Here is a 15,547-nt window from a genome sequence, read left to right as displayed (position 1 = left end):
CGCTCTTGCACTCGCTGCTGTTCATCTGGGGGCGTAAATTCGCAACTGAACTACGGCCACAGACCGGCTGCATCCTGAGCCAACGGCTGTGGGATAGCAACATTGAAATACCAATTTAGCAATCCCCGTTTTTGGCTTAGAAGCCGCTCCACACCCAATCGAAGCGCACGTCCATCGGCAGCTGGTGAATGCGGTAGGCCGCTGGCAACGGCTCCAGGGGACGCAGGCGCACGACGATGGAGGGCATGCGCGGCGACAGCGGCGAGACGCGCTCGGCCGGGATGCGCTCGGCCTCGGCCACCACGCCGACGACCTCGGCGCGGATGCGCCCGCCGTCCATGAATTGCAGCATGGCCTGGCGCCCCACCTGGGCGTAGCGCGCTTCGTCGGGCAGCACATAGGCGTGCACCATGGGGGCACCGCGCCCCTGGAGCACGGCCACGTCGGTGCCGGGCACCACCCACTCGCCCCGGCGCACGAGCTGCCGCACCACGGTGGCCTCGAACGGCGCGACCACATCGGGCGGCAGCACCGAGGCGCCGCTGGCGGGCAGCCCCGTTGCCGCGTTGGTGCCGGTGGCCGACCCCGGAGCCCCCTGGCCCTGCGCCCGCAGCGCGGCCAGGGTGAGCGCTTGATCGCGCGCCACCTGCGCCGCGTTCTCGGCCAGGTCGGCACGCGCGCGGTCCACGCCGGCCTGCGCCTGCAGGGCCTGCAGCCGCACGCCATCGAGTTCCTGCCGCGTGGCCGCGCCCTGAAGGCGCAGACCTTCCATCGTGCGCACGCGCTCCTGGTGCAGGGCGGCCTGCTGCCGCGCCAGCCGCTCGGCCTCTTTCAGCCCGGCCAGCCGCGCGGCCTGCCCCTGCGCCACGGCCTTTGCCACGCCGGGGTCGGCTGCCGCGATGGGCGCCAATGGAGCGACGGACGCCGGCATGGTCCCCGCCAGCGGCGGCTCCAGCGACATCACGGGCTGGCCGGCAGGCACCGTTTCGCCCACGGCCGCGATGCGGGCCACGCGGCCGGAGGTGTGCACGCCCACCGCCACCTGTTCGGTGACGACGAAGCCGGGCGCCGTCTCCCACCAGTAGGCCACGGCAAAGCGCATCAGCAGGTAGGCCGGCGGTGCCAGCACCATGGCCAGCAGGAGGTACCAGCGCCAGCGCGGCACCTGCCGCTTGGCGGTGGCGTAGCGCACGGGCAGGCCGTTGGCCTCTTGCGCCGAACCCGGCGGAATGTCGAACTGGATCTTCACGGAGCTGCCTCTTCAAAATCTTCCCATGCCTGCACCACCACGCCGCCGAAAGCGGGCAGGTCGGACAGGGCCTGTGCCAATGCACGCCAGCGCTGCAGCGCCACGGCGCGGCCCACGCCATGGCTGCTCTCTTCGGCGGTGAGCACGGGCTCCATGCTCTGCGCCACCGCCACCCGCAGGCCGGGCACGGCCTGCTGCACCAGCGGGCGCGAAAGCTCGGCGGCCCGTTCGGGCCGGCTCACGTAGACCATCGCCACGACCTCGGCGGCACCCGCCGCCTGCAGGCGCTTCGCCAGGCCCGGCACCTGCAGTTCGCGGTAGTGCGTGGTCAACGCCAGCGGCCAGGGCGTGGCGGCTCGCACGGCCTGCAGCGTCGCCACGGTGCCGTCTTCCCAGGCAGGCTGGTCGGCCGCGTCCAGCTGGCTGCGCTCCAGGTCGAGGTTGAGCCCGTCGAACGGCACATGGCGCAGCGGCGCGAGCAGCGCCAGCAGGGCCTCGCGCCCGGCGGGAAGCACCCAGCTGGGCTCGCCCAGCATCAGCTCCACCGCCAAGCCTCGGGCGTGCGCGTGCTCCAGCAACCGGCGCAGCGCGGCGCGGCCCGCCGGGCGCGCCAGGGCGCGCAACTGCGCGCCGGTGAAGGACAGCAGCACGCGCCGGCTGTCTTGCGGCATGGCATCGAGCCGGGCGGGCCGGTCAAGCAACGCCTGCCCATTCCAGGAAAACCATCCCAGGCCCGTCGCACGCGCTTCGTCGGCCTTGTCGCCCGGCACGGCCGGCGGCAGCGCGGACAGGGCGGTGATCACGGGGGCGAGCAGATCGGCCAGGAGCTCGTCGGTGCCCGGCTGGGGCTGGCAGGCGCTGCCGAGCGCCAGCACATCGAGCGCAGCCAGCGCCCGGCGCTCCGAGCCATCGACGATCTGCAGCGAAGCCTGATAGAGGGCGTAGCGCGCCATCAGCAGGCGCGAATAGCCGTCGCCGTCGAAGGCGTCCAGCCGCAGGCGTGCCACGCGCAAGCCTTCCTGGGCCGCTTGCAGCCGGTTCAGGAACCCCGGCATTTCGCCGCCGCGCAATTGCCAGTCGGCAAGGGCCTGGTCCAGCACGGCGCGGTAGTCACCGAGGCGCAATTCCATCAACTGGTCGGCCCTGTCGCGCTCGCTCTGCAGTTGGCCCCGGGCCGCGTCGCGCTGCGCGCGCCATTCGAGGGGCATGGAGAAGTCCACCCCGACGACGGTGCTGCGCCCGGGCTGGCCACCGATGTCGCGGCTCACCGATTGCGACAGCGACACACCGGCCTCCAGGCCCGTGTGCCGTGTGTTGTCCAGCTGCGCGGCGGCGGTGTCGCGCTCGCTGCGTGCCTGGGCGATGGCGGGGTCGTCACCCGCCTGGGCAAGAAGTGCCTCACGCTCCAGGCAGTGCGCGGGCCAGGCGGGGATCGCGGTTTCCACCCGCGTCACGGGCTGGCCGGCCAGACGGGAGAGCGTGCGCAGTGCGCTGGCCTGGGCCGCGCTCTGTGCATCGAGCGCGGCCTGCACGCCGTCGAACAGCGCCGAGAGGTCGAGCCGGTCGGCCTCCAGCATCACGCCGGCCTGGCGGCGGCGCAGCAGCTGTGCCTCCACCGGCGCGCGCACGGCCAGAAACTCCTGCGCCAGCAAACGCCGCTGCAGGCTGTGGGCGAACCGCACATAGGCCTGGCGCACGGCCAGGCGCACGCCGCGTTGCGCCTGCGCCTGCCGCAGGCGGCCCAGCGATTCGGAGCCCTCGGCCTCGCGCACGCCACGCTGCTGGGCCTCGCGGCTGCCCAGGAGCGGCCAACGCACGCCGATCTGGGCCTGGCCGCGCTGGTAGTCGCGGCTGGTGGTGTCGGTGACGGATTCGCGCACACCGCCCAGGCTGGCGCCCCCGAACACGCGGGCGCCCTGCCCCGCACGCGCGGCGCCGGTGCGGTGCGCGGCCACGTCGGCCTCGGCCTGCGCCAGCCGCACGGCCGGCGCCTGCACCTCGGCCCAGCCTTCCAGGGCGGCGAGGGAAGCCGGGGGCGCCTCCATCGGCCCCGACTGCGGCAGGGGAAGGCCGCCGGACAGCGCGCTCGCGGCATGGCCCAGCAGGCACAGCACGGCGGCCCATGGCAAAAAACGTCCAACCAGGCGGTGCGGCATATCAGAACTTGGTTTTGCGCAAGACCCACCAGGGGGCCATCGCGGAGTCGAGGTGGGTCTTCATGAAGACCTCCTGCAGGATCGAGAACGTGCAGTGCACGCGATTGACAAAGGCGAAGAGCGGAAACAGCGGCAGGAAGCGCAGGTAGCCCGCATCGTGCCGGGGCCGTTCGGACACCGCCACCAGGTACAGCAGAAAGTAAAACAGCAGCGCCGCGAGATAGAACACGTACACGAAGCCCAGCACCCCCAGCACCGCCCCCACCGGCAGGGTGAACAGCATCACTCCGGTATAGGCCACGATGAGGAAGGGCATGAGCACCTGCATCACCAGGCCGTTCACCACCACGAACAGGAAATTGCGCCAGCCCAGCAGGCGGGGGCGCAGGTTCAGCCGGAACTTGCGAATGAAGATGTAGAACATGTCGCCGTCCCAGCGCAGGCGCTGGCGGAAAAACACGCGCCAGGTGTCGGGCGCATCGGTGTGGCCCACGGCATGCGGGTCGAACACGATGCGCAGGCCCGGATGGCGGCCGAAGTACTGCTTGATGCGCATCGTCATGTCCAGGTCCTCGGCGGTTCCCGCATCCCAGCCACCCAGGTTGCGGATGAAGCTGGCGCGGAACACGCCGAACGCCCCCGAGATGTTGTTGACGATGTTGAACTCCGACAGCCCTGTCTTGCCCGCACCGATGGACAGCATGTATTCCAGCGCCTGCATGCGTGCGGCGAGCGAGCGCCGCGCGTTGCGCACGCGCAGGCTGCCGGCCACGCCCACCACGCCGGGATCATCGAAATGCCGCGTGGCATTGCGCACCATGTCGTTGTCGAACGAAGTGTCGCCGTCCAGCGCCATCACGATCTCGCCGCTGGCGATCGACAGGCCCGCGTTCAACGAGGAGACGCGGCCGCCGCGCTGCCACTTGGGCAGTATCACCAGCGCGCGCCGCCGCGCACCGGCCAGCAGTTCGCGCGCACCACGGGCGGCACGCAAGGTGGGCTCGTTCTGCACCGCGCCATCCACCACCGCGATGATCTCGATGAAGCCCGGGTAGATCTGCTGGGCGAGCGACTGGATGGTCTTGCGCACGTCGTCCCCCTCGGAATAGCAGGTGATGACGCAGGACACGCGCGGATAGCGCTCGCGCTGCAGGAAGGGCCGGTGTTCGCGCAGCCCGTACTTCACCATGCCCGAGCACACGAGCAGAAAGAACGGCGCCTCCAGCAGAACCACGAACGGAAAGAACTTGAGCGCCAGCTCGACCCACGACTGGTGGGTCGCGCTGGAAAACAGCGTGACGAACGCAAACACCACCTGCTCCCACATCGGGATCAGGCTCCGTCGCGCAGCCGCGCCATGAGCTCTGCCGCCTGCTCGCCGGGCCGTGCACCGCCCGGCACCGACAGGTGGCGGATGCGTGTGCGCAGCGGCATGGCGGCGCCGCCGGCGGGCCCCTGGAGCGAGGCCTGCAGGCGGGCCGCCAGCCCTTCGGGCAAGGAAAACGGCAGGAACATCCACAGGCATTCTTCGTGCGTGCGCGTGGTGATGTCCGACGTGCGCAGCAGCTCATGCAGGCGCCGCGCGAACTCGTCGAGCATCAGGAACACGCGGGAGGCGCCTTCGCGTTCGATCACCTCGGCCGCGTTCTGGAACTCCACCAGCATCAGCGCGAACCGCATCTCGTCGTGGCGCGACTGCGTGGCCAACGCCCAATCGAGCATGCGGCGAAAGTCGGCGGGAGGCACGTAATGCGTGGAATCGAGCGCGGCGAAGGACTCCTGGATCTGCCCGGCGCGCAGCGCGGCCCGCCCCTGCGGGCTCAGGCGCAGGGCGGAAATCTCGCGCACATCCAGCGCGTTCGGCTCTGCCGTGGTGCGGCAGTCCAGGCAGCGCGCGACCACCTGGGTCTCCACGAATACGTGGTGGCAGCTGCCGCAGGCGTACTGGGTGAGCGGGCGGTCGTAGTCCACGCCGATGTGGCGCAGCATGGCGCTGCACTTGGGGCACGACAGCGCGCCATCGGCATGGAAATCGGCTTCGGGCGCCACATGCCCGCAGGCAAAGCAATGCAGCGAGGGCGATTTGCGGATATGGATGCTGGTGCAGTGCGGGCACACGTCCAGGTAATGGATATGGGCGCTGCCGCAGGTACGGCAGTGCCGCGTGCGATCGACCAGCTCGGCAGGCTCCAGCAGCCGGCGCCGCGCGAGGCCTGCAAGACAGGCATCGGCATCGTCACCGGCCCGGGCCAGCGCCTCCACCATCGGGTAGCGGTACAGCGCCAGGCTGGCACGGTCGCATTGCGGCTGCAACTGGGCCCCGTCGCGCAGGCACAGGAAATACAGCACCCGCTCGTCGAAATGCAGGGCCGCGGGATCGAGCGGCAGGCTGCGCCTTACGGCCAGGCACAACTCGCTGGCGGCCAGGGCAGCGGCATAAGGCGCAACGCCATCCGCCAGCCAGGGCGGAGCCGACTCGCCTGGCGCCATGAACAGCGGGAGATCCCACCAGGCGCTGGCGCGCAGCCGCGCCGCCAGAGCGAAGGGAGCATCGCCCTGCCAGCCGTCCAGATAGAACCCCAGCGGCTCCACACCGGAGGCCACGAAAGCCTCCCACGTATTCCAGGCCCTGGCCCGGGATTCGCCTGCCACCAACTGCCCCGAAGGCCGCAGCACCACCATGGTTCCCGAAACCGCGGCGGGCATCATTTCAACATTCAAAACAACTATCCATTCGTGTAGAGCCATAGAGCATGGCCAGCGGCATTCTAAAGCGCATCTGTCGGCAACCAACAGGACAACGACACTGTTTCACTGTTTGAATGCCAGCTCAGAACGCGCATTGCCTGCGGATTTGACCGATATCTACCCGCTTTTGCCTATCGAATCAGCGCGCCCCAATACACCCAACAATGCTCAATGGAGACATTAATCCAACATCCAAATTTCTTTGTGATTGATCTCTTTCGAGAGGCAGGCAGAATTACAAATAGAAACATCGGATGTTTAGCCCATTTCCGCAACTGAGGTGCAACCATGAATTTTTCGAACATCAAGATTGCTCATCGCTTGGCATTGGGGTTTTCACTGCTCATTCTGTTGATGCTTGGCTTGACGGTCATCGGCGTGAACCGGGTATCCAATATCAACGCCAGTCTGGCCACCATCGGGGACTACAACAGCGTCAAACAGCGCTATGCCATCAATTTCCGCGGCAGCGTGCATGACCGAGCCATTGCGCTGCGCGACGTGACTCTGGCAGCGCGCCCAGACCAGCTACAGGCCGAGATCGACCTGATCCAGAAGCTCGCGGGCCACTACGCGCAGTCAGCGACACCGCTGGACCAGATGTTCGCCTCCACCCCGATCGAGCCCCGCGAGAGGGAGGCGCTGAACCGCATAAAGGAAGTCGAATCACGCGCACTGCCCCTGACCCGAAAGGTTATCGAACTGAGCGGCACCGGCCAGCCACATGAGGCCATCCAGGTTCTGCAGGAGCAGGCCCGACCCGCCTATGTGGAGTGGCTGTCCAGCATCAACCAGCTGATCGACATCGAGGAAGAAAAGAACAAGACGGAATCGGCCAATGCGAGGTCAGTCGCCCAGGGCTTTTCCATTCTGATGCTGGCGCTCAGCGGCACGGCGATCGTGGTGGCAGCGGCCACGGCCTGGCTCATCTCACGCAGCATAGTGCGTCCCATCCAGCAGGCAGCGCAGGCCGCCAGGACCATGGCCACGGGCGACCTGACGCAGGCCCTCGAGGCCCGGCAGACCGACGAGGCTGGCCAATTGCTGCATTCCCTGGAAGCGCTGCGCGACAGTTTCCAGAACGTGCTGTACGACGTGCGCCGCACGTCCGAGGCAGTGGCGGCATCCAGCACCGATATCTCGCAAGGCACCCATGACGTGTCCAGCCGCACCGAGCACCATGCCAGCGCGCTGCAGCAGACGGCAGCGTCCATGGAGCAACTGGGTTCCACGGTGCGCCAGAATGCCGACAACTCCCGCCAGGCCAGCCAGTTCGCCGCCCAATCCAGCGCCGTGGCTGTCCATGGCGGCCAGGTTGTGGCCGAGGTGGTCGAGACCATGAAGGGCATCCACGAAAGCTCCCACAAGATCGCCGACATCATCGGCGTCATCGACAGCATCGCGTTCCAGACCAACATCCTCGCGCTCAATGCCGCGGTGGAGGCTGCGCGCGCAGGTGAGCAGGGCCGGGGCTTTGCCGTGGTCGCGAGCGAGGTGCGCAGCTTGGCCGGCCGGTCGGCTGAGGCCGCGCGGGAGATCAAGCACCTGATCTCCACCAGCGTGCAGCGGGTCGAGCAAGGCAGCGTGCTGGTGAACAAGGCCGGGGCCACCATGACGGAGGTGGTGTCATCTATCCGCCGCGTGACGGACCTCATGCAAGACATCAGCGCGGCCAGCAACGAGCAGGCGATGGGCGTCGCCCAAGTGGGACAGGCCGTGTCGCAGATGGACCAGGTCACCCAGCAAAACGGCAGGGTGGTCGTGCAGATGGCTTCGTCCGCCAGCGACATGAAAGACCGCACCAGCGCCCTGCTGCAGGCTGTGAGAGTGTTCCGGCTGAATTAGGATAACTCCGAGGCCAGTTTGCGGCCGCAACTGAACCTGGCGTGCCGGGCCTGAACGCGGCGGACCCTGGCCTCAGGCGTGGGCCGGCCTGGTGCCGAAGAGGCCAGTGCCGACCCGCACCATGGTGCTGCCCGCATGGATCGCGGCCTCCAGGTCGGCGGTCATGCCCAGAGACAGGGTGTCGAACGACTCGAAGCCCTCACCGCCTTCGTGCCGTAGCTGATCGAACAACGCCTTCACTGCAGCGTGGACCGCCAGTTGCGCGGCGAAATCCGGAGCCACGTCCGGAATGCTCATCAGGCCCCGCAGCCGTAAACGTGGCAGGCGCGCAACAGCCAATGCCAGCGCCAGTGCTTCCCCGGGTGGCACACCCGCCTTGGTCGCGCCGCCATCGACATTCACCTGAATGCAGATGTCGAGCGGCGCCAGCGCTGCGGGGCGCTGGTCGGAAAGGCGCTGCGCCGTCTTCTCCCGGTCCACGGTGTGCACCCAGTCGAAGTGTTCGGCCACTTGGCGGGTCTTGTTGCTTTGCACCGGACCGATGCAATGCCACTGCAGGCGCGGCGTCCAGGGCGGTGCGTCGGCTTGCAGCGCGGCGATCTTCGCCACCCCTTCCTGGATGTAGTTCTCGCCAAAAGCCCGGTGCCCGGCACTGGCGGCCTGCCGCACTGCATCGGCATCGAAGGTCTTGGAAACGGCCAGAAGGCGCACGCTGGCGGGGTCGCGCCCCGCTGCGTCGCAGGCCTGCGCGATGCGTCCAAGAACCTGTTGGAGGTTGTTACCAATCGTCGTCATAATGATTCCTCTGAGCGTACCAAACGACCGAGGGACCCCGTGGACATCACCCAATTGCTGGCTTTCAGCGTGAAGAACAAGGCTTCCGATCTGCATCTGTCGGCCGGCCTTCCACCCATGATCCGGGTCCACGGCGACGTGCGGCGCATCAACGTCGATGCGCTCGATCACAAGACCGTGCACGCCATGGTCTACGACATCATGAGCGACGCCCAGCGCAAGGCGTACGAAGAATTCCTGGAAGTCGACTTTTCCTTCGAGATCGAAGGCCTGGCGCGCTTTCGGGTGAACGCGTTCAACCAGAACCGCGGTGCGGCCGCCGTCTTCCGGACCATTCCCAGCAAGATCCTGACCCTGGAGCAACTCAATGCACCCAAGATCTTCGGCGAACTGGCCCTGAAGCCGCGCGGCCTGGTGCTGGTCACCGGCCCCACGGGCTCGGGCAAATCGACCACGCTGGCAGCGATGGTCAACTTCTTGAACGAAAGCGAATACGGCCACATCCTCACGGTGGAAGACCCCATCGAATTCGTGCACGAATCCAAGAAGTGCCTGATCAACCAGCGCGAGGTCGGCCCGATGACGCTGTCGTTCGCGGCAGCTCTCAAGTCGGCGCTGCGCGAAGATCCGGACGCCATCCTGGTGGGAGAAATGCGCGACCTCGAAACCATTCGCCTGGCAATGACGGCTGCGGAAACGGGCCACTTGGTGTTCGGCACGCTGCACACTTCCAGCGCTGCCAAGACCATCGATCGGATCATCGACGTGTTCCCTGCCGAAGAAAAGGAAATGGTCCGGGCCATGCTGTCCGAATCGCTCCAGGCGGTCATCTCGCAGACGCTGTGCAAGACCAAGGACGGCCAGGGCCGCGTCGCCGCGCACGAGATCATGCTGGGCACCAGCGCCATCCGCAACCTGATCCGCGAAGCCAAGGTGGCGCAGATGTATTCCACCATCCAGACCAGCAGCAGCGCCGGCATGCAGACCCTGGACCAGAATCTGACCGACCTCGTGCGGCGCAACGTCATCAGCCCCGCCGAGGCGCGGGGCAAGGCCAAGATTCCCGACAACTTCCCGGGCTGAAGCGCAACGCGCCCTCCGTCCACCCCACCCAGAGATTCGCGGCCCTTTCAGGCTGCACACCGGAGCATTCCCTATGAAAGGCATCCTCGGCCTGTTGAAGGCCAAGACCCGCGGCAGCAAAGCGGCGGAAGAAGGCGGCGACTCCGTCTTTTTCAGCACCGCTTTCGCCGGACAAGGCGTGGACGACGCCATGCTGGTGCCCTGGGAAGCCCGTGCCGTCGAGGTGGGCGCCAAGCGGATGGCCCCGAGCCGCGGCGGCAAGCTGCTGCAGGCGCTGTGGGCCAAGGACAAGTACATGGCGCACCTGGACAAGGATGCGGTGGAGCGCATGGAGCGCTTCTTCGAATTCGCCGCCGTGGCGCCGAACCGCGACGTGATCCGCCAGGACGAATACGGCAACTTCATGGTGGTGCTGCTCACGGGCACGATCGCCGTGGACCGCGTGCAGCCCTGGGGCGAGCATCTGCGCTTGGCGGAAACCCGCCCGGGGGATATCCTGGGTGAAATGTCTTTGCTGGACAGCGGCATCCGCTTTTCGGCCTGCACCACGCTGACCGATTGCGAGATCGCAGTGCTGAGCGCTGAGGCCATGGACGACATGATGACCAAGGATCCGCAACTCGCCGCCAGCCTGGTGGCCCTTTTGGCCCGCAAACTCTCGCTGCGTCTTCGCGTGGTGAGCGCAAGACTGTCAGACAGCCAGAAATGACGCACCGCTGTGCAACCACCCCAGGGAGAGCTTGCTGATGGAACGCGATCAGGCCAGTAAATTCATCAACGACTTGCTCAAGCTCATGGTGAGCCGCGGCGGCAGTGACTTGTTCATCACCGCCGAGTTTCCACCCGCCATCAAGGTGGATGGCAAAGTTACCAAGGTGTCACCCCAGCCGCTCACTCCGGCCCATACGCTCACCCTGGCACGCGCCATCATGAGCGACAAGCAGGTGGCCGACTTCGAGCGCACGAAGGAGTGCAATTTCGCCATCTCGCCCGCCGGCATCGGGCGCTTTCGCGTGAATGCCTTCATTCAGCAAAGCCGCGTGGGCATGGTGCTTCGGACCATTCCGCTCACGCTGCCGACCATCGACGGGCTGGGCGTGCCGCAGGTGCTCAAGGAAGTCACGATGACCAAGCGGGGCTTGTGCATTCTGGTGGGCGCCACAGGCTCGGGCAAATCGACCACCCTGGCCGCGATGGTGGACTGGCGCAACGAGAACTCGTTCGGCCACATCATCACGGTGGAAGACCCGGTCGAATTCGTGCACCCGCACAAGAACTGCGTCGTCACCCAGCGCGAGGTCGGCCTCGACACCGACAGCTGGGAGGCGGCCCTCAAGAACACACTGCGGCAGGCGCCGGACGTCATCCTGATGGGGGAAATCCGCGACCGCGAGACCATGGAACACGCGGTGGCCTTCGCCGAAACCGGCCACCTGTGCCTGGCCACACTGCACGCCAACAGTGCCAACCAGGCTCTGGACCGCATCATCAACTTCTTCCCCGAAGAGCGGCGCGCGCAGTTGCTCATGGATTTGTCGCTCAACCTGCGCGGCATGATCTCGCAGCGCCTCATCCCCAAACAAGATGGAAAGGGTCGCGCAGCCGCGGTGGAGGTGATGCTCAACACCCCGCTGATTGCCGATCTGATCTTCAAGGGCGAGGTCGCCGAGATCAAGGAAATCATGAAGAAGAGCCGCAACCTCGGCATGCAGACCTTCGACCAATCGCTGTTCGATCTGTTCGAGGCCAACGTCATCACCTACGAAGACGCGCTGCGCAACGCGGACTCGCTGAACGACTTGCGGCTGCAGATCAAGCTGGGAAGCCAGCGCGCCAAGACCACCGACCTGGCCTCGGGCACCGAGCATTTCGCCATCGTCTGACGGCTGCCGCCCCGCCGCCCGCCCTGGTCCGGCGGGTTTTCTTTTTTCTGAAATGGAGACATCTCCCATGCCCAGCACGAATCCTCGCAGCTACGACGCCGCCCCTGCACGCAAGGTCGCCTTTATCGGCCTGGGCGTGATGGGATACCCAATGGCCGGCCACCTCGCCCTGGCGGGCCATGCCGTGACCGTCTACAACCGCACCGCCACCAAATCAGCGGCCTGGTGCGAAGAGTTTGCCGGCACCTCGGCGCCGCGCCATGCGCCAACGCCCCGCGAAGCGGCCCAGGGTGCGGACATCGTCTTTTGCTGCGTGGGCAACGACGATGACCTGCGCTCGGTCACGCTGGGGGCCGATGGGGCGTTCGCCGGCATGCAACCCGGCTCGGTTTTTGTCGACCACACGACGGCATCGGCGGAAGTGGCGCGCGAGCTGTCCGGCGCCGCGCGCACGCTGGGCCTGCAGTTCATCGATGCGCCGGTGTCGGGCGGCCAGGCGGGCGCGCAAAACGGTCAGCTCACCGTGATGTGCGGTGGCGAGGCCGCCACCTTCGACAGCGTCAAATCCACGGCGCTGGCGTTCTCGCGGGCCTTCACCCGCGTCGGCGACAGCGGGTCGGGCCAGTTGGCCAAGATGGTCAACCAGATCTGCATCGCCGGCATCGTCCAGGGCCTGGCGGAGGCCATTGCCTTCGGCCAGCATGCCGGTTTGGACATGCCGCTGGTGCTGGACGTGATCGGCAAGGGCGCCGCACAAAGCTGGCAGATGGACAACCGGGGCAAGACGATGGTCGAAGGCCGTTTCGACTTCGGCTTTGCGGTCGACTGGATGCGCAAGGACCTCGGTCTGGTGCTGGATGAATCGCGCCGCAACGGTGCACGTGTGCCGGTCACAGCCTTGGTGGACCAGTTCTATGCGGATGTGCAGCAGCACGGCGGCAGCCGCTGGGACACTTCCAGCCTGATTACCCGCCTGGGTCGCAAGAAGTCGGCATAGAAAGCCGCAGCCAGGAGCCTTGATGGGGCCCCTGTCAACGCGCTGGAAACTTTGAAAAGCTTGTGAGGACCGCGTCTCGGCGTGGCCCACTCGTTTGGCAGGCTTATCGGATCGGCGTATCGGGCGAGGCGTCCGTCGTCACGGGTGCAGGCCGTTGCTGGGCAAAGCCCCGTTCCAGATCCTGCTGCGTGATGATTTCAAACACGCGCACCACCTTGCGCACGCCGTTCACGCCGCGGGCGATGTCGGAAGCGCGGTCCGCCTCGCGCTGCGTGACGCGCCCCATGAGGTACACCGTCTCGCGCTCGGTGACCACTTTGTAGGCACTGGCGAAAAGATCCTTGGCATCGACGAAACTCGCACGCACCTTGCCGGTGATGAGCGTGTCGTTGGACCGCTGCGTGAGCGAACTGGCGCCCATCACGCCCAGGTCGTTGACGACGGAGCGCACATTTTCGACCGCCAGAACGGCTTGCTCGATCTTCTCCTTGTCCTGCACGGTAGGCACTTCACCGGTCAGCAGGACCTGGCGGTTGTAGCTGGTAACGTTGACATGCACACGGTCGCCGAACGTGTCGCGGATGCGGTTGGCTGCACGCAACTCGATGCCCTCGTCTTCCACCTGAATGCCGGTCGTGCGGCGGTCCGAGGCCATCATGCTGCCCATCACGGCCGCGCCCCCCACCACGAGCGGGGCGCAGGCAGACAGGCCTGCGCTCAAAGCCCCGAGGGCCAGCAAAGTGCACGTCAGGCGCGTGAAGCGTGTCATAGGGAATGTCATAGCGGTATCTCCTGTTCACCAAGTAATTGGGCATCCACGCCGTCGCACAGGCAATGCAGGACGAGCGAGTGCACCTCCCGTACGCGTGCTGCGCGGTCGTGAGGAACGGCAATCAAGACGTCGGTTTCGCGCAGCATGCTCGCCAGCCGGCCCCCGCTGCGCCCTGTCAGGGACACCACGGTCATATCCCGTTCATGCGCCGCGTCGCAAGCAGACAGCAGTGAAAGATCATTGCCGCTTTCTGTCAAAGCCAGCAACACGTCACCGGCCTGCCCCAGCGCGCGGATCTGGCGCGCCAATGCGTCGATGTCAGGGCCTTCAAGACCGCCGGGTGTCCAGATCGCGTCCGGAGCCAATGCCATGGCAGCGAGCTCGGGACGCTCCCGCTCGAAGCCTGCCACGCACAGCGCGGCGAACTGCTGCGCCTGCGCCGCCGCCGGACCGCTGCCGCAAGCGAGCACCTTGCCACCGCTGGTGACGCAAGCCAGAACGGCTTGCACCGCGGAAGCGATGGGATGGCTCAGGGTTTGCGCGGACTGGTATTTGAGGTCGGCGCTGTCAATGAAATGCTGTTGGATGCGTTGCTCGAGCATGAGGCGCCGATGATACCTGCGGGGTCGGCGTCCTTTCGCTCAAGCATTGGAGGCATGCGTAAAACACTGCATCCGTGCGATGCATTGCCTGGCAAGTGCTATTGGGCTTCAAAGGCGCCGCGCAACCATTGCACGGACTCGCCTTCTACCAAGACGGCATCGAAGCGGCACGGCGGCGGCGCCGGCAGGCGCATCAAATAGCAACGCGCCGCGAACACGATCCTCTGCTGCTTGACTCGCCCGATGCTGGCGCCCGCGCCGCCGAAGGCTTTGCTGCCCCTGCTGCGAACTTCCACGAACACCATCGTCCCGTCGCGATCCTGGACGATCAGGTCGATCTCCCCGCCCCCTCGCCCCGGCGTTCGATAATTGCGTTCGACCAGCCGCAGTCCAGCGGCTTGCAAGTGGGCCAAGGCGCGGTCTTCGGCGGCGTTGCCGACCGCAAGCGTCGTGGCTGCCGGTTTTTTTCCAAGGAATTCCATTGAGCGCCTCTTTCGCATCAGCCCTGAACGCCGCACGCGACGCGGCAGCTGCGCAGCATTATCCGCAAGGGGCTTTGTACATCGTGGCGACCCCCATCGGCAATCTGGCCGACATCACGCTGCGGGCGCTGCACGTGCTGCAACTCGCCGACACCATCGCCTGCGAAGACACCCGCCACACCCAGTCATTGCTGCGCGCCTATGGCGTTGATAAAACCAGCAGCCAGTTGCTGGCAGTGCATCAACATAACGAGGCAGAAGCATCGCAAGCAGTCATCGAGCGACTGCGCGCGGGGCAGCGAGTGGCTTACGCCAGTGATGCGGGAACTCCTGGCGTCAGCGATCCAGGCGCCCGGCTCGTGACGGCCGTGCATGCTGCTGGACTTCGGGCCGTGCCCCTGCCAGGGGCCAGCAGCGTGACCGCAGCTTTGAGCGCTGCGGGCGCGGTGGCCATCGACGCCGAAGGCTTTGTGTTTGCTGGATTTCTCCCCACCAAAAGCGGCGAGCGTTCTGTGGCGGTGCAGAAACTGTCGACGGAAAGCCGATGCGTCATTTTGCTGGAGGCACCGCACCGCATTGCCGAATTGGCGCAGACCCTCGCGATACTGGGAGACCGCCAAGTCACTCTTGCGCGCGAGATCACCAAACAGTTCGAGGAAATCGCCACCGTTGCCGCACATGCATTGTCTGCATGGCTGGCCGAAGGGCCGCAACGAACTCGTGGCGAGTTCGTCGTTTTGCTACACCCACAGATGGCCCAGCATGACGACGGCGATAGCCTTCGAATCTTGAAATTGCTGATGCAGGAGCTGCCGCTCAAAACGGCTGTGAGATTGGCAGCGGAGATCACGGGCGCGTCGCGCAACACCCTTTATGAATCTGCCCTAGCCTGGAAGCAAGAAAACGGATCAGCGAATTAACGCAGCAAATGAAGA

The 15,547-nt window shown here is 66.3% G+C and carries 14 protein-coding genes; 6 read left to right on the top strand and 8 right to left on the bottom strand.

What is annotated here, in order from left to right; genetic code table 11:
- Positions 1-136: 136 nt before the first annotated feature.
- The 4 genes from AVHM3334_RS03520 to AVHM3334_RS03505 are packed head-to-tail and all read right to left on the bottom strand — an operon-like array spanning position 137 to position 6,126.
- A complete protein-coding gene (locus tag AVHM3334_RS03520; protein WP_284409677.1) occupies positions 137-1,249 on the bottom strand; it encodes an HlyD family secretion protein in 1,113 nt (370 codons plus the stop codon).
- Entirely contained in the window at positions 1,246-3,405 is a 2,160-nt protein-coding gene (locus AVHM3334_RS03515; RefSeq protein WP_284409676.1) for a TolC family protein, read from the bottom strand. The genes AVHM3334_RS03520 and AVHM3334_RS03515 overlap by 4 nt, the downstream gene beginning before the upstream one ends.
- A 1-nt stretch (position 3,406) precedes the next feature.
- The gene (locus tag AVHM3334_RS03510) at positions 3,407-4,732 is read right to left on the bottom strand and encodes a glycosyltransferase family 2 protein (protein WP_284409674.1); all 1,326 of its coding nucleotides are present in this window, start codon (positions 4,730-4,732) and stop codon (positions 3,407-3,409) included.
- A 5-nt stretch (positions 4,733-4,737) separates the two neighbouring features.
- A complete protein-coding gene (locus tag AVHM3334_RS03505) occupies positions 4,738-6,126 on the bottom strand; it encodes a TackOD1 domain-containing metal-binding protein (protein ID WP_284409672.1) in 1,389 nt (462 codons plus the stop codon).
- A gap of 315 nt (positions 6,127-6,441) precedes the next feature.
- Between AVHM3334_RS03505 and AVHM3334_RS03500 the strand changes: the two genes are divergently transcribed.
- Positions 6,442-7,998, top strand: a complete 1,557-nt coding sequence (locus AVHM3334_RS03500; RefSeq protein WP_284409670.1) for a methyl-accepting chemotaxis protein — start codon at positions 6,442-6,444, stop codon at positions 7,996-7,998.
- A gap of 72 nt (positions 7,999-8,070) precedes the next feature.
- Here AVHM3334_RS03500 and AVHM3334_RS03495 read toward each other — a convergent pair whose 3' ends face one another.
- A complete protein-coding gene (locus AVHM3334_RS03495) occupies positions 8,071-8,793 on the bottom strand; it encodes a YggS family pyridoxal phosphate-dependent enzyme (RefSeq protein ID WP_284409668.1) in 723 nt (240 codons plus the stop codon).
- A gap of 39 nt (positions 8,794-8,832) precedes the next feature.
- Here AVHM3334_RS03495 and AVHM3334_RS03490 point away from each other — a divergent pair, with 39 nt between their 5' ends.
- From AVHM3334_RS03490 to AVHM3334_RS03475, 4 genes are all read left to right on the top strand, one after another.
- Entirely contained in the window at positions 8,833-9,876 is a 1,044-nt protein-coding gene (locus AVHM3334_RS03490) for a type IV pilus twitching motility protein PilT (protein ID WP_092744851.1), read from the top strand.
- Positions 9,877-9,949: 73 nt separating this feature from the next.
- Positions 9,950-10,585, top strand: a complete 636-nt coding sequence (locus AVHM3334_RS03485) for a cyclic nucleotide-binding domain-containing protein (protein WP_284409666.1) — start codon at positions 9,950-9,952, stop codon at positions 10,583-10,585.
- 37 nt (positions 10,586-10,622) lie between these two features.
- Complete coding sequence (locus tag AVHM3334_RS03480) at positions 10,623-11,759, top strand: PilT/PilU family type 4a pilus ATPase (protein ID WP_284409664.1); 1,137 nt, start codon at positions 10,623-10,625, stop codon at positions 11,757-11,759.
- Positions 11,760-11,826: 67 nt separating this feature from the next.
- Positions 11,827-12,756 (top strand): NAD(P)-dependent oxidoreductase, encoded by a 930-nt coding sequence (locus AVHM3334_RS03475; protein ID WP_284409662.1) that lies wholly within the window; start codon positions 11,827-11,829, stop codon positions 12,754-12,756.
- Between the two features lie 103 nt (positions 12,757-12,859).
- On the opposite strand, the gene AVHM3334_RS03470 is transcribed toward AVHM3334_RS03475, so the two are convergent.
- From AVHM3334_RS03470 to AVHM3334_RS03460, 3 genes are all read right to left on the bottom strand, one after another.
- Positions 12,860-13,537 carry a BON domain-containing protein gene (locus AVHM3334_RS03470; protein WP_502869840.1) on the bottom strand — a complete coding sequence of 226 codons (678 nt, stop codon included), beginning with the start codon at positions 13,535-13,537 and terminating at the stop codon, positions 12,860-12,862.
- The gene (locus tag AVHM3334_RS03465) at positions 13,534-14,130 is read right to left on the bottom strand and encodes an SIS domain-containing protein (protein WP_284409660.1); all 597 of its coding nucleotides are present in this window, start codon (positions 14,128-14,130) and stop codon (positions 13,534-13,536) included. Before AVHM3334_RS03465 ends, AVHM3334_RS03470 begins: the two co-directional genes overlap by 4 nt.
- A 98-nt stretch (positions 14,131-14,228) precedes the next feature.
- On the bottom strand, positions 14,229-14,612 hold the full coding sequence (locus AVHM3334_RS03460; RefSeq protein ID WP_284409658.1) for a YraN family protein: 384 nt from the start codon (positions 14,610-14,612) through the stop codon (positions 14,229-14,231).
- On the opposite strand from AVHM3334_RS03460, the gene rsmI reads away from it, so the two are divergent.
- Positions 14,612-15,532: a 16S rRNA (cytidine(1402)-2'-O)-methyltransferase gene (gene rsmI, locus AVHM3334_RS03455; protein WP_284409656.1), complete on the top strand. Its 921-nt coding sequence runs from the start codon at positions 14,612-14,614 to the stop codon at positions 15,530-15,532. The genes AVHM3334_RS03460 and rsmI overlap by 1 nt on opposite strands.
- Positions 15,533-15,547 lie beyond the last annotated feature (15 nt).

The organism is Acidovorax sp. SUPP3334 (genome assembly GCF_030159055.1).
GTDB lineage: Bacteria > Pseudomonadota > Gammaproteobacteria > Burkholderiales > Burkholderiaceae_C > Paracidovorax.
The sequence above is the reverse complement of the archived record's forward strand: the minus strand, read 5'-3'. Positions and strand labels throughout refer to the sequence as shown.